Genomic DNA, 14,972 nt, shown 5'->3' on the forward strand with positions numbered 1-14,972 from the left:
CACTAACTTTTTTACAATTACAAACATGGACAAAAACATGACCTACGAAAAGGAACTTTCCTTTCAAGCTGACCGAAGACGTGCTGGAGTAAAATTCATCAACATCATTAGCGATTTATGGTACGACAAATCAATTGAATTGGTTTTCTTCAGAAATCAGTTGATTGACCGAAATGTAAGCGACATCATTAATTTGCACGAATATGCAAATGCTTTTGTGGGCAAACCAATTTCTGTGTTTGATTCTGTTGAAATTGCTGGAGCGATTGCTTCGTTAGATTTACCACCTTCTAAATTGGATATTGGTAAACTAGCTTACGAATTTCACGTAGAACACGACAATTATAACGATGCAAAATCATTTGTAATCGCTAAATTGAAAGATGCTAAAGAAAGCAAAGAAATCCAACCTAAGAACGTAGTTTTATACGGTTTTGGTAGAATTGGACGTCTTTTGGCACGTGAATTAATGTCTAAAACAGGAAAAGGAAGTCAGTTGCGTTTGAGAGCGATCGTGACAAGAGATAAAAATGACGCTACAACTTTGGAGAAAAGAGCTTCGTTATTACGTCACGATTCAATTCACGGAGATTTCCAAGGTTCTGTAGTTGCAGATGTGGAAAACAACGCGTTAATCATCAATGGAACTACCGTTCACATCATTACAGCAAACGCTCCAGAAGATATTGATTACACGACTTACGGAATTGAAGATGCTTTAATCATTGACAATACAGGTGCTTTTACAGACGAAAAAGCATTGGCAAGACACTTGACTTCAAAAGGTGCTCATAAAGTGTTATTGACCGCTCCAGGAAAAGGAGTTCCAAATATCGTTCACGGTGTAAACCAAAACGAATACAATCCAGATACAGTTGATATTTTCTCTGCAGCATCTTGTACTACAAATGCAATTACGCCAATTTTGAAAGCAATTGAAGATACTTTAGGTGTTGTAAAAGGACATTTAGAAACGATTCACGCCTATACAAACGACCAGAATTTAACGGATAACATGCACAAAAAATACCGTCGTGGTAGAGCTGCAGGTTTAAATATGGTTATTACAGAAACAGGTGCCGGAAGTGCAGTTGCAAAAGCATTGCCTTCATTAGCAGGAAAATTAACGTCTAACGCGATTCGTGTTCCTGTTCCTAACGGTTCATTAGTGGTGCTAAACTTAGAAGTAACGAAAGAAACTTCGGTTGAAGACATCAATGCCATCATGAGAAAATATGCTTTGGAAGGTGAACTTGTAGAGCAAATTAAATATTCTGTAAACAACGAATTGGTTTCTTCTGACATCATTGGAACTTCGGCTCCAGCGATTTACGACAGCAACGCGACCATCGTTTCGGCAGATGGCAAGAACATCGTATTGTACATTTGGTATGATAACGAGTACGGTTACAGCCACCAAGTAATTCGTTTGGCAAAATATATTGCTAAAGTAAGAAGATACAATTACTACTAGTAGATTGATTTATGAATTTTGATTTATGATTTATGAGGACAATAGTTGTTTCCTAAGTTTAACATTATAAAACTTATATTAAAGTCCGTTTCTTAATTGAAACGGATTTTTTTTTGGTGGATTTTTATGCAGATTGTTTACGAAAATAAACGTAAAACTCTTTGTTCAATTCGTGACCAGAGAAGAGCCTACTACCACAATACTAATGAAACAGTAGATTCCTACGCAATGACAAATAGCAGTGATGATGTTGGTAAAAATTATTGACTACGATAACTATCAAGCAATGTCTTTATAATTTTCGTATAAATTTGTCACTCCGTAGGAGTCTATTAATAGTTGCTCAATGTAATATTAGATTGCTACGCAATGACAAATAGCAGTGATGATGTTGGTAAAAATTATTGACTACGATAACTATCAAGCAATGTCTTTAAAATTTTCGTGTAAATTTGTCACTCCGTAGGAGTCTATTAATAGTTGCTCAATGTAATAATAGATTGCTACGCAATGACAAATAGCCGAGAAGATATTTACAGAAATCCAAATAATAAATTCCATAGTACACTTTCACCCATAAAAAAACTCCCGAATCATCGGGAGTTTCTATATATAAAAAGGAATTTACTTTACTTACGCTTTTCCAGCAGCAATCAAGTTTAATGCAGAACCTGCAACAAACCACCCAATTTGTCCTTCATTATAAGTGTGATTCGCTATGATGATGTCTTTCGAACCATCTTCGTGAACAAACTCTAATGTCAATGGTTTCCCTGGAGCAAATTCGGTTAAGTCTACGAAATTAATCGTGTCATTTTCTTGAATTTTATCGTAGTCACTTTCCGTTGCGAAAGTCAAACCTAACATTCCTTGTTTTTTCAAGTTAGTTTCGTGGATTCTTGCAAAAGATTTCACTAATACCGCCATTACACCTAAGAAACGAGGTTCCATAGCAGCATGTTCACGTGAAGAACCTTCACCATAATTATGGTCACCCACAACAATTGAAGGAATTCCAGCCGCTTTGTAAGCTCTTGCAACAGCAGGAACCGCGTCGTAAACACCCGTCAACTGATTCTTAACAGAATTTGTTTTTTGATTGTAAGCGTTAATAGCGCCAATCAACATATTGTTTGAAATATTATCTAAATGTCCACGGAAACGCAACCATGGTCCCGCCATAGAAATGTGATCCGTTGTACATTTTCCAAATGCTTTGATTAACAATTTAGCACCTGTAATATTTTTACCATCCCACGGTAGAAAAGGCTCTAGTAATTGCAAGCGTTCTGAATCTTCGCTTACAGAAACTACAATACCTGACCCGTCCTCTGCTGGAGCTTGAAAACCAGGATCGTCTACGTCAAAACCGTTTGGAGGCAATTCATAACCTGTTGGCTCTTCCAAACGAACTTCTTCTCCGTTCTCATTGATCAATGTATCGGTTAGAGGATTGAAACCTAAATCTCCCGCAATTGCTAATGCAGTTACGATCTCAGGCGAACCTACAAAAGCCAATGTATTTGGATTCCCATCAGCACGTTTAGAAAAGTTTCTATTAAATGAGTGAACGATTGTGTTTCGTTCTTCTTTTTCAGATCCATCTCTGTCCCACATTCCGATACAAGGCCCACATGCATTTGCAAACACAGTAGCGCCAATTTTTTCAAAAGTATCAATAAAACCATCACGCTCAATAGTATAACGTACCATCTCAGAACCTGGTGTTATCGTGAATTTGGATTTTGTTTTTAAGTTTTTCTCAGCCACTTGTTTTGCTAAAGATGCAGCACGTGAAATATCTTCGTAAGATGAGTTGGTACAAGAACCAATCAATCCTACTTGAATATTTAGAGGCCAATTATTTTTTATTGCTTCCTCTTTCATCTTTGAAATTGGCGTAGCCAAATCTGGTGTAAAAGGACCGTTCAAATAAGGCTCTAATTCTGAAAGATTGATTTCAATAACTTGGTCAAAGTATTTCTCTGGATCAGCATATACTTCCGCATCACCGGTTAAGTAAGGAGCAATTTTATCGGCTTCATCGGCTACATCCGCTCGGTCTGTAGAACGTAAGTACCGACTCATAGAATCATCATAGCCAAATGTAGATGTTGTAGCACCAATTTCAGCACCCATATTACAAATAGTTCCTTTACCAGTACACGACATTGCTGTTGCACCTTCACCAAAATATTCAACTATAGCACCTGTTCCACCTTTTACAGTTAAGATACCGGCTACTTTTAAAATTACATCTTTTGGAGCCGTCCATCCTGATAATTTACCAGTCAATTTTATTCCAATTAATTTAGGGAATTTTAATTCCCACGCCATTCCTGACATTACGTCAACAGCATCGGCACCACCTACTCCAATGGCAACCATACCTAAACCACCGGCATTTACCGTATGTGAATCTGTTCCAATCATCATTCCACCTGGAAAGGCATAATTCTCCAAAACAACTTGGTGAATAATTCCAGCTCCCGGCTTCCAAAAACCAATTCCATATTTATTGGATACTGAAGATAGAAAATCAAACACTTCATTACTCTGTGTTTTGGCACGAGCCAAATCCGTTTTTGCATCTACTTTCGCTTGAATCAAGTGATCACAGTGTACGGTTGTTGGAACTGCTACTTTTGCTTTTCCAGCATGCATAAATTGCAACAAAGCCATTTGTGCCGTTGCATCTTGACACGCTACACGGTCTGGTGCGAAATCTACATAATCTTTACCTCTAGTAAAAACCGTGTTCGGATTCCCTTCCCATAAGTGATTGTATAAAATTTTCTCTGTCAAAGTAAGTGGATGCCCAACAAGTTCACGTGCTTTATCCACACGAGACGGCATGTTTTCGTACACCTTTTTAATCATTTCAATATCAAAAGCCATAAGTATCTGTATTATTGTTTTGTTCTACTATTTTTTTAACACCACAATTTACGAAAAAAAATTGGTACAAAAAAAAGCTTGAATCAGAGACTCAAGCTTTTTAATTGGATTTAACCTAATCTTAAGATTGCTGTACCAATAGTTTGTGTGAAGGGGCAAATTTTGTCAAATTAATTCCTTCTACAGCTTTTACATATTCTGCCATAGTTGGCGTTCTACCAAGAATTGTAGACAAAACTACCACCGGTGTTGACGAAAGTAAGGATTCTCCTTTTTTACCTTCTGTATCTTCTACCACACGTCCTTGGAATAAACGAGTTGATGTCGCCATTACCGTATCTCCTTTTGCGGCTTTTTCTTGATTTCCCATGCAAAGATTACAACCCGGCCGCTCTAAATACAACATGTTTTCATACGATGTACGTGCTAAACCTTTTGGAGCTTCATCATTAAATTCAAAACCAGAATATTTACGTAAAACCTCCCAATCGCCTTCGGCTTTTAATTCGTCAACAATATTATAGGTTGGTGGCGCGACTACAAGTGGTGCTTTAAATTCCACTTTTCCGTTTTGCTCTTCAATATTTTTCAACATTTGTGCAAGAATCTTCATATCGCCTTTATGTACCATACATGATCCAATAAATCCTAAATCCACCTTTTTATCGCCTCCGTAAAAAGACAAAGGTCGGATCGTGTCATGTGTGTATCTTTTTGAAACATCCACATTATTTACGTCTGGATCTGCAATCATCGGCTCTGCAATTACATCCAAATCAACTACAACTTCTGCGTAGTATTTTGCATCTGCATCTGGTCTCAAAGCTGGTTTTGCACCTGAAGTAATATCAGCAATACGTTTGTCAGCAATTGCGATTAATCCTTTCAATACTTGGGTATGGTTGTCCATACCTTTATCAATCATGATTTGGATTCTGCTTTTTGCAATCTGTAATGACTCAATTAAAGTGTCATCTTCAGAGATACAAATCGATGCTTTAGCTTTCATTTCTGCCGTCCAGTCTGTAAAAGTAAAAGCTTGATCTGCGGTAAGCGTTCCAATGTGTACCTCGATAATTTTACCTTGAAACACATTTTCACCGCCAAATTGCTGCAACATTTGTGCTTGAGTCGCATGCACTACATCTCGGAAATCCATGTAACTTTTTAATTCTCCTTTGAAGGTCACTTTTACGGATTCTGGAATAGGCATGGAAGCCTCACCCGTAGCCAAAGCAAGAGCAACTGTTCCTGAATCTGCACCAAAAGCAACTCCTTTAGACATTCTTGTATGCGAATCGCCACCAATAATGATTGCCCATTCGTCTACCGTAATATCATTTAATACTTTATGAATAACATCGGTCATTGCCTTGTACTCTCCTTTTGGATCGCGTGCGGTAATCAAACCAAAATCGTTCATAAACTTCATCAAACGCGGAATATTTGCTTTTGATTTGTTGTCCCAAACCGAAGCTGTGTGACATCCCGATTGATATGCTCCGTCTACAATTGGAGAAATAACAGTTGCCGCCATTGCTTCTAATTCTTGCGAAGTCATCAAACCTGTAGTATCTTGTGAACCTACAATATTTACTTCTACACGAACATCTGAACCAGCATGAAGTACTTTTCCTGGAGAAACGCCCACTGCATTTGCATTGAAAATTTTCTCAACAGCTGTAAGTCCTTGTCCTTCGACTGTAATTTCTTTTGCTGGAGCAAATACTAAAGGCGCTTCTACTCCTAAAGTTTTAGCAGCAAATGTTTGTAATTTTTTACCAAAAACGATCGCGTAAGAACCACCTGCTTTGATAAATTCCATTTTTTGAGGCGTGAATGCTTTTGAAATATCAATCAATTCTTGATCGCCGTTGTATAATTTTCTTGTCTTTGTATTGATGGTGAGAACGGTTCCTGTTGCAACTGAATATGCTTGCTCTAAAATTGGTTCGTCGTTTTCATTGCGAATTGGATTTCCGTCTGCGTCTAATTTTTTAACCCAGTTTTTAAGGTCTAAACCGATTCCTCCGGTAACGTCAACTGTTGTTAGAAAAATAGGTGAAATACCATTTGTTCCTGCTACAATTGGAGCGATATTGATAAACGGAACATAAGGACTTGCCTGTTTTCCCGTCCAAAGCGCTACATTATTTACACCTGACATTCTAGATGAACCTACACCCATTGTTCCTTTTTCAGCAATTAACATCACACTTTTGTCTGGATGTTGCGCTTTTAAAACTTCAATTTCATATTGTGCTTCTGGAGTAATCAAACATTTTCCATGCAATTCACGATCTGATCTAGAGTGTGCTTGGTTTCCTGGAGAAAGTAAATCCGTTGAAATATCTCCTTCGCCAGCGATAAAAGTGACAACTTTAATTTCTTCCACAACTTCTGGAAGTTTCGTGAAAAATTCGGCATTCGCATAACTTTGCAATATATCCTCTGCAATTTCACTCCCGCTTTTGTAGGCAGCTTCTAAACGATTAGTATCTGCTTCATAAAGAAAAACTTGTGTTTTAAGCACTTCTGCTGCTTGGTTGGCAATAGCAACATCATTTGCCAAAGCCAAATCAAGTAAAACTTCAATGGAACGTCCGCCTTTCATATGTGACAACAATTCAAAAGCAAATGCCGTTGAAATTTCGCTCACAACCGCTTCTCCCAAAATAATTTCTTTTAGGAAGTTCGCTTTTACACCTGCGGCAGGAGTTGTACCTGGAACTACATTATAAATAAAAAACTTTAAAGATTCTTCGCGATCTGCATGAGCGGTATCTTTAATTTGCGTGATGATTTCGCTCAGTAATTCAGCGCCATCAATTGGTTTTGGGTGAAGCCCTTGCCCTTTTCGTTCTTCGATTTCGTTCAGGTAATCGTTATACATATTCATAATTGTAGTCGTTTATATGTTATGGGCAAATCCATTTGAATTCTTAAATTCAAACGCAGATTTTGCCTTGTGTTTTTTAGCGATGCAAAATTAATCAATTCCTATCAAAATTATACTATCACTAACAAAATTGAATAATCAAATCATTATTTGTATTGGAAAATCAAAATCGATGATTATTATTAAATATTTCGCTTGTTTGATGTAAAATATTGTGTTTATAATAATTTTAAAGTCAAATTTTATCAATTTCGGAATTAGAAGCAATTTGAAATATTTGTAATCTTTCTAAATTATTGTTTAAGCAAAAAAGTCCGAAGTTTAAAACTTCGGACTTTTCAATTCTTATATAAAATGTATTTTCTAAAACAACTGCTTAATAATTTGTTCGATGGTAATTCCTTCTGCATCTGCTTTGTAATTTTTTACTACACGATGACGCAAAATCCCAACTGCAACAGCTTTTACATCTTCAATATCGGGTGAGAATTTTCCATTAAAAGCAGCATTGGCTTTTGCAGCCAAAATTAAATTCTGCGAAGCACGAGGTCCAGCTCCCCAATCAATATAATTTTTAATGTAATCTGTTGCTAAATCATTTGTAGGCCGTGTTTTTGAAACCAACGTTACGGCATATTCTATTACATTATCAGCTACAGGAATTCGGCGAATCAACTGTTGGAAATCGATAATTTCTTGTGCTGTAAAAAGTGGGTTTATCGTTTGTTTTACAGTTGACGTCGTGCTTTTCACCACCTGAACTTCTTCTGCAAAGGAAGGATAATCCAAATTGATAGAAAACATAAAACGGTCCAACTGTGCTTCTGGCAAAGGATACGTTCCCTCTTGCTCGATTGGATTTTGCGTTGCTAAAACAAAGTACGGCAAATCTAACTTATAGTTATGTCCTGCAATCGTAACCGACCGTTCCTGCATCGCTTCTAATAAAGCGGCTTGCGTTTTTGGAGGCGTTCTGTTAATCTCATCTGCTAAAATAATGTTGGAAAAAATAGGTCCTTTTATAAATTTAAACGTTCTATTTTCATCTAAAATTTCACTTCCTAAAATATCCGAAGGCATTAAATCTGGTGTAAATTGAATTCGTTTAAAGTTCAATCCCAAAGCTTCTGCCAAGGTATTTACCATTAAAGTTTTTGCTAATCCGGGAACTCCAACTAACAATGCGTGTCCTCCTGAAAAAATACTCAACAATATTTGGTCGACAACTACGTCTTGACCTACAATTATCTTTGCAATTTCAGCTTTTAAAGCGACTCGTTTCTTAACTAAATTTTCAACAGCAGTTATATCGGACATGGATGGTTTTTTATATTATAAAGGTACGAACTATAACGGGAGTTAATTTTTAACCCAACTGTTTACAAAGTCACAATTACGGTATTCTCCATTAATTTTGATATACGTTTCCTTGATTTTTTCGTTAGTCCATTTTGCAATTTCCTTGATTCGCTTGTCGTTTAAAGCAAATTCTTTGATCTTGATATAATCTTTTGAATAATCTACAGTGTGTGAAGGAATACGGTTGGTAACCATCATTAACTTATACACTTTCCCTTTCGTACGATCTTCTTCAATGTACGGCAAAGAAACTTCACCTGTTTTTAAATTAGAAACCTGTCCGTATAAGATAGCATCCAATTTGGTCATGTCAAATTTAGTATCTAAAGATTTAGGATTTAAAAGTGTTCCTCCATTGGCTCTTGTTTCCTTTTCATCTGAAGACGCACGTGCTGCATCAGCAAAAGTAATTTCACCGTCTGCAATTTTTTTGCGAATCGCAGTTACTTCGTCTTTAGCTTCTTTCATTGCTTCTTCCGATACTTTGGGAGCAATTAAAATGTGACGCAATTCTACATCTTGGCCTTTGATTTTTTCGATATAAATGATATGAAAACCGTATTCTGTTTCAAATGGCTCAGAGATCATACCTTCGTCTAAACTAAAAGCAACTTCCTTAAATTCCTTTACCAAAGCCGACTTTCGGTTGACTTTCATGTAACCACCCGTTGATTTTGATCCTGGATCTTGCGAATATAAAACCGCTTTACTGTAGAAACTTGAACCCGCGGCAATGTCAGCTTTGAATTCGTTAAGCTTGTCAATTACTTTTTGCTTCTCCGCTTTTGTTATTTCAGGCTGAATCACAATTTGCGCAATTTCGACTTCATCACCAATAACCGGCAACTCTTCTTTGGGAATACTGACAAAGAAATTTCGCACTTCCTCTGGAGTCACTTCCACTTTATCTACAATAGCATTGGTCATTCTCTTGTTGAGTTCGATCATTTTAAGTACATCAAAAAAGTAGCGACGGAATTCTTCTTCAGAATTTTTCTTGTAAAACTTTACCACATCATCAATGGATCCGCGGCTTTGTTCTAGGATAACACTAATTTTTTCTTCCATAATGCTGTTGATTTCAGCATCTGAAACTACAATACTGTCTTGCAAAGCTTGGTGTGCATACAAACGTTCTTCCAATAATTTCCCCAACATCATGCAACGGGTCACTTTTGAAACATCGTTACCACTTGCAGTTGCTTCCAGAAAATTCTTGTCGATGTCTGAGTCTAAAATTATGTAATCTCCTACGGTAGCGATTACGCCATCTATTTTTTGTCTCCCTGTGAAATTTTTTGAAGCTTTTGGGTCTTTCTTTACCGTATCGCTTACTGTTTCTTGGGCTTTGGCAAAACCTAATGAGCCTAAAGTCATTAATACTACGGCTACATTTTTACTACTTATAAACTTCATAATCTTTATTTTTGATTGCATCATCTGTAATTTCCTTCTCAAATTTTTTAATTAATTCTAATTTTCTCTTATTCAAAATTACTTGTTGCAAAGTTGGTTTTAAATATTCAAACGGACTGATCTGGTTTCTATTGATCACCTTTTTTATTTTTACTATATAAACATCGTTCAATGAATCTGACTTTTCAAAAGCCATTCCTTCATTTATGTATTGATTTCTATTGGCTGGAGTGATAAAAGGTAGCCTTCGATACACTTCATTTAGCGACACCCAAACTGAATCATTTAAGGCCGAATTTTTAAACTGGACTTGATATGTACGCCAAAAGGATGCATCTGATTTCTTAAAGTTGGCAAAATTACTTCTAATTGCAGCCATTTTCGAATGATCCTTTGTCAAATGAACGTATCGCAATTGCAAAATAGTCCCGTTGGTTTTAAAATTTTCCTTATTCTCGTTGTAATACTTCTTTAATTCAGCCTCATTTATGGACGTATCCACGGTAGTCTGAACCATTTTTTCTATATAGGCTTTTGTATATAAATCATTTTTATATTGCCTGATCAATCGGCTGAATTCCTCTTTCTTTGCGTCATCTAAATTTCGTTCTGCTGCATTGATCAACAACTTTTGCGTCACCCAACGGTCTATGTAATTTTTTATAATTATCGCACTGTCTTTCTTTGACGTATTATTGGGAACCAAACTGTCTAAATCAACGGCGTATAAATAACTTTCGCCCACACGTGCCACAGCTTCTGGATTGCTTTCCTTTGTAAAATAATTACAAGAAATAAGCACTATTGCCACCAGTAAACACGCGCTTTTTTTTAGCATCTATTTTTTGATTTCTGCTTTAACCGATTCAAAAACGTCTTGATCCACTTTAATTGTAAATTCTTTCTTCAGATTAGAAACCCAATTTTCTTCCAAATATTGTTGGTAATCGTTGATTACTTTTCCTTCGCATTCTTCAAAAGTTTTTTGTCCCGCTGGAATAATATCTTTTACTACACTCACAAAGTAATAATCGCCTTCCTTTGTAACTCGGGTCAACCCTTTCTTATCGCTGATGTTTTTTGGCAATAACGTACTACCTTCTTCAAAAAGACCTTCTTTTTCAATCACGCCAATTTCTTTTCCCGTGTTCAAAGCTTCTTTAATTTCTGAAGCTGACTTGCCTTTCTTCAACATCTTATGTGCTTTCTTGATGAAATCTTCTTTTGTTGAAGAAACCACTAAGACATCGTAGCGTTTGTTCCATTGGTAGTTTGCTTTATTTTTATCATAAAACGCCTGCAATCCAATGGTATCTGTTTTCGACTTTTCCCAAATTTCTTTTTCCATCAAGTCAAACAATAGTAATCCGTCGCGGTATTCGCTCATTACATTGGCAAATTCAGGAAACTCTGCTTCTAAATTTTCATTGTAGAACTTGTTTAACTCTTCATCCGTAAATTGCTCGAACAAAACTGAAACCATCGTAGCAAGTGGTTTAATGTCTAAAGCCGTTTTTTGATTCAGTTGTACAAAATTCAAAAAGTCCCTACCTGATTTCTTAGCGGAGTTGATTGTCAAAACCGTTTCTGTGAAAGGTGTTTTAACCGCATTGCTCGTCCACAACCCGTTATAAAACTCTTTGTTAAACGACTTCTCAATAGCAGTATAGACTTTTTTATCTTTAGTAATCTTATATTTTTTTCTTAATTGGTCTGTTAACGAATTCTGAATCAATCGAGAGCGTTCGTCACGACTAATTTTAATTTGAAGATCTGCAGCCATTTCATCAAAAGATTTAACTGGATTCTTTTCGCTCAATTTAACGATGTGCCATCCAAAGTCGGTTTCAAACGGTTTTGAAAGCGGTGCTTCTTTGGTCAAGCCAAATGCTACATTTTCAAACACTTCAGAACTCAATTGACCTGCACTAAATGGCGCTAACCGTCCTCCTTTATCTGCAGATGATTTATCTTCTGAAAATTGTTTTGCTACTTCTTCAAACGCTTCACCTTGTTGAACTTTTTGATACAACTCCTGAATCCGCGCTTCGTTTTTCTTATTCGCTTCTTTGTCGTCTGATTTTGTAAGCATGATGTGTGAAACCACTACTTCTCCCCGATTGTCTCGAACACTGTTTACTTTTATTAAGTGGTATCCAAAACGACTTCGAACTGGATCTGATACTTTTCCTACTGGTGTTTTATACGCACCTGATTCAAAAGGATACACCATTCTAAATACAGAGAAATATCCTAAATCCCCTTTGTTTTCCTTAGCTGAAGGATCTTCAGAAAACTGCATTGCTAAGCTGCCGAAATCTTCGCCGGCCTCGATCTTTTTAAGTACTGCAATTGCTTTATTGTATGCTTTTAACGTATCGGCAGGCATTGCATTTTCGCCCAATAAAAATAAAATGTGCGAACCGTTGATCTCTTTCAATGATCGATCGTATGCTTCACGAACCAACTCATTGGTTACATTGACGTCGGTTAAATAATTTTTAGCGAGTTGGGTTCGGTACGAATTGAGTTCGGTAATGTATTTTGGATTGTCTTGCAAGCCCAATTGGTAGGCCTTATTAATTTTCAATTTATAACCCAAATACAGATTTAGGTACTGATTTAAGTCTTTTTGAGATTCATCTTTAACCAAATCGATGTTTTTATTATAAACTCTCTTAAATTCATCTGTATAATAAGGTGCATCGTTTATGGTAAATAAAACTTTTTTAGATGTCTCTTGTGCTTGTGAAAGAGCGGTAGCAACCACCAAAAAACTGAACAATAACTGTCTTAAATTCATCCGTTTAACCTGTTATATTTATATTATTATGAACATCAGTACTTGTGCCTGATTTATTTCTAAATGCAATTTGCCGTTCAACTTTGCAACGACCAACAAAATTAACAATTCAAACACACTATGCAAGTTAGTTGAATACTATTAACAAAAAATTATACGCAAGTGCTTTTTAGTATTTTACACTCATTTTGAAACTACATTTTAGTGACAATGAATTCGCATCTTCTATTTTGTTGGTGCTGTTCTTCGGTGCACGGCATTCCATCGGAGCACAGATTTAAAAGTTGCGATTCTCCTAAACCTATTCCGTTTAGTCGACTTTGGTCAATTTGATTTTCTACCAACCATTTTAGAGTCGACACGGCTCGTTCATTTGACAATATTTGATTGTTTTTATCGCTATCGCGGCTGTCTGTGTGCGCTCTAATTTCGATGGATAGCGATGGATATTTTTGTAAGACTTCTTTGACTTTTATCAATTCTAATTCGGCGTCGGGTCTGATATTAGATTTATCTAAATCAAAATAAATGGGACGAATTTTCAACATTATCGCCAAGTCATCTCCGATTTTAAAATGAGGCTGTTCTTTTTTAAGGACGATCGTGTTGATATTAACGGTGTCTTGGTTTCTAGTTTCTATTTCAATTTGCTTGAACACTAATCCTTGCGCACCTGCTTGAATTGTACCATTTTCTAGGCAATTTACTTCGAAATGATACTTCCCATCTGCATCGGCTTGTGTAGTCGCGATCTGAATTCCATTGGCGTCAAGCAAATTTACGGTAACAGCACTTGAATTTTTACTAGCATTTTGCACGAAAACACTTCCTTTAATAACCGTTTCGCACGGCAGTGGAAGCAATTCGACAAATGTATAAATGTCGTCCAATCCCACTCCACCTGGTCGGTTTGATGAAAAATAACCTGTTTTGTCTTTCTCATTAAATATAAAACCAAAGTCATCCATCTTTGAATTGACTGGCGTTCCGAGATTTTGCGGTTGCCCGTATTGTAAGTCGCTGCCTAATTTTGAGACAAATACATCCAATCCTCCAAATCCATCTTGCCGCTCTGATGCAAAGTATAAGTCGTTGTTCAGACTGACAAAGGGAAAGGTTTCTCTTCCTGCAGCATTTATTTTTGCTCCTAAATTTTCAGGTGTTCCAAATGTTCCGTCTACATTTATTGATACTTTGTATAAGTCGGATGCGCCAAAACCACCCGGCATGTCGGATGCAAAAAATAGTGTTTTTTCGTCTGGACTTAACGCAGGATGCGCGACGTTATAGGAATCGTCACAAAACGGCAATGCCGCTATTATGCTCCACTCGTCATTATTCTGTGTAGCTTTATAAATTTTTAAAACTGTAGTCTGATTTTGGTTGGAACCTTGCTTTTTGTTTTCAGAATTATTCCGTGTGAAGTACATTGTCAAACCGTCTTTGGTCAGCACTGCTGTTGACTCATTGAACTTTGAATTCACTGCTTTTGAGAACCATATTGGTTGGGTCGCTGCTGCATTTGAGTCCACCACATATAAATCCGTAAAACTTTGATTGGTCCACGAGTGACTGCGTTTAAACACGCTGCCTGTGTCTCTTGTTGAAGCAAAGATGATTTGTTTGCCAAAATAGGAAGGCCCGAAATCCGATTCTTTTGAATTGAAAGATGCCACCTTCACTGTAAATCGTCCTGAGTTTTTGAATCGCAGCGTTTGCCAACTCCTATCGCCTGTACTTTCAGAAGCAATCGACTGTTTCGGAAATAGCGTTTTCATTTCGGTCCAAACCACTTCCGCTTTTTCGCCTTTTCCAATCGACTTTAGAACTTGTGCGTATCGAAAATAATGAATGAACTGTTGGTTCTGTGGTTTCTTAAATAAAACCTGATACCATTTGGCAGCAGCCTGATAGTTGGCATTGAAATAATAGGCGTCCGCTAAGTCAGCGTATGTTCTAGAATGCGTATTGCCGCTTTGCACTGCTTTTTCCAAACTTACAATCGCGTCGCTGTACGCCAGTTCTTGGAATTGTTTGTGTCCTTTTTCTGCCCAACTTTGAGACCAAGTGGGAATTGTTACTAGTAATACAATCGCAATAAGTAAGTGGTAGATCTTCATTAT

Annotated in this window: 8 protein-coding genes; 1 reads left to right on the top strand and 7 read right to left on the bottom strand. The window is 36.8% G+C overall.

Features of this window, described 5'->3' with window-relative positions; translation table 11 throughout:
* The first annotated feature begins 25 nt into the window (after nt 1–25).
* Nucleotides 26–1,474: a glyceraldehyde-3-phosphate dehydrogenase gene (locus tag H602_RS0112550; protein WP_026978312.1), complete on the top strand. Its 1,449-nt coding sequence runs from the start codon at nt 26–28 to the stop codon at nt 1,472–1,474.
* Between the two features lie 633 nt (nt 1,475–2,107).
* Here H602_RS0112550 and H602_RS0112565 read toward each other — a convergent pair.
* The 7 genes from H602_RS0112565 to H602_RS0112595 all read right to left on the bottom strand — a co-directional run bounded on the left by H602_RS0112565 (nt 2,108) and on the right by H602_RS0112595 (nt 14,969).
* The gene (locus tag H602_RS0112565; protein WP_026978313.1) at nt 2,108–4,372 is read right to left on the bottom strand and encodes an aconitate hydratase; all 2,265 of its coding nucleotides are present in this window, start codon (nt 4,370–4,372) and stop codon (nt 2,108–2,110) included.
* Between the two features lie 121 nt (nt 4,373–4,493).
* The gene (locus H602_RS0112570; RefSeq protein WP_026978314.1) at nt 4,494–7,271 is read right to left on the bottom strand and encodes a bifunctional aconitate hydratase 2/2-methylisocitrate dehydratase; all 2,778 of its coding nucleotides are present in this window, start codon (nt 7,269–7,271) and stop codon (nt 4,494–4,496) included.
* A 363-nt stretch (nt 7,272–7,634) separates the two neighbouring features.
* Nucleotides 7,635–8,588: an AAA family ATPase gene (locus tag H602_RS0112575; protein ID WP_026978315.1), complete on the bottom strand. Its 954-nt coding sequence runs from the start codon at nt 8,586–8,588 to the stop codon at nt 7,635–7,637.
* 42 nt (nt 8,589–8,630) lie between these two features.
* On the bottom strand, nt 8,631–10,046 hold the full coding sequence (locus H602_RS0112580) for a peptidylprolyl isomerase (protein ID WP_245574946.1): 1,416 nt from the start codon (nt 10,044–10,046) through the stop codon (nt 8,631–8,633).
* Nucleotides 10,030–10,884, bottom strand: a complete 855-nt coding sequence (locus H602_RS0112585; RefSeq protein ID WP_026978317.1) for a hypothetical protein — start codon at nt 10,882–10,884, stop codon at nt 10,030–10,032. The genes H602_RS0112580 and H602_RS0112585 overlap by 17 nt, the downstream gene beginning before the upstream one ends.
* Nucleotides 10,885–12,849, bottom strand: coding sequence for a peptidylprolyl isomerase (locus H602_RS0112590; RefSeq protein ID WP_026978318.1), 1,965 nt, complete (start codon nt 12,847–12,849; stop codon nt 10,885–10,887).
* Between the two features lie 194 nt (nt 12,850–13,043).
* A complete protein-coding gene (locus H602_RS0112595) occupies nt 13,044–14,969 on the bottom strand; it encodes an OmpA family protein (protein ID WP_026978319.1) in 1,926 nt (641 codons plus the stop codon).
* Nucleotides 14,970–14,972: the final 3 nt, after the last annotated feature.

The organism is Flavobacterium tegetincola DSM 22377, assembly GCF_000425485.1.
Classification (GTDB): Bacteria; Bacteroidota; Bacteroidia; order Flavobacteriales; family Flavobacteriaceae; genus Flavobacterium; species Flavobacterium tegetincola.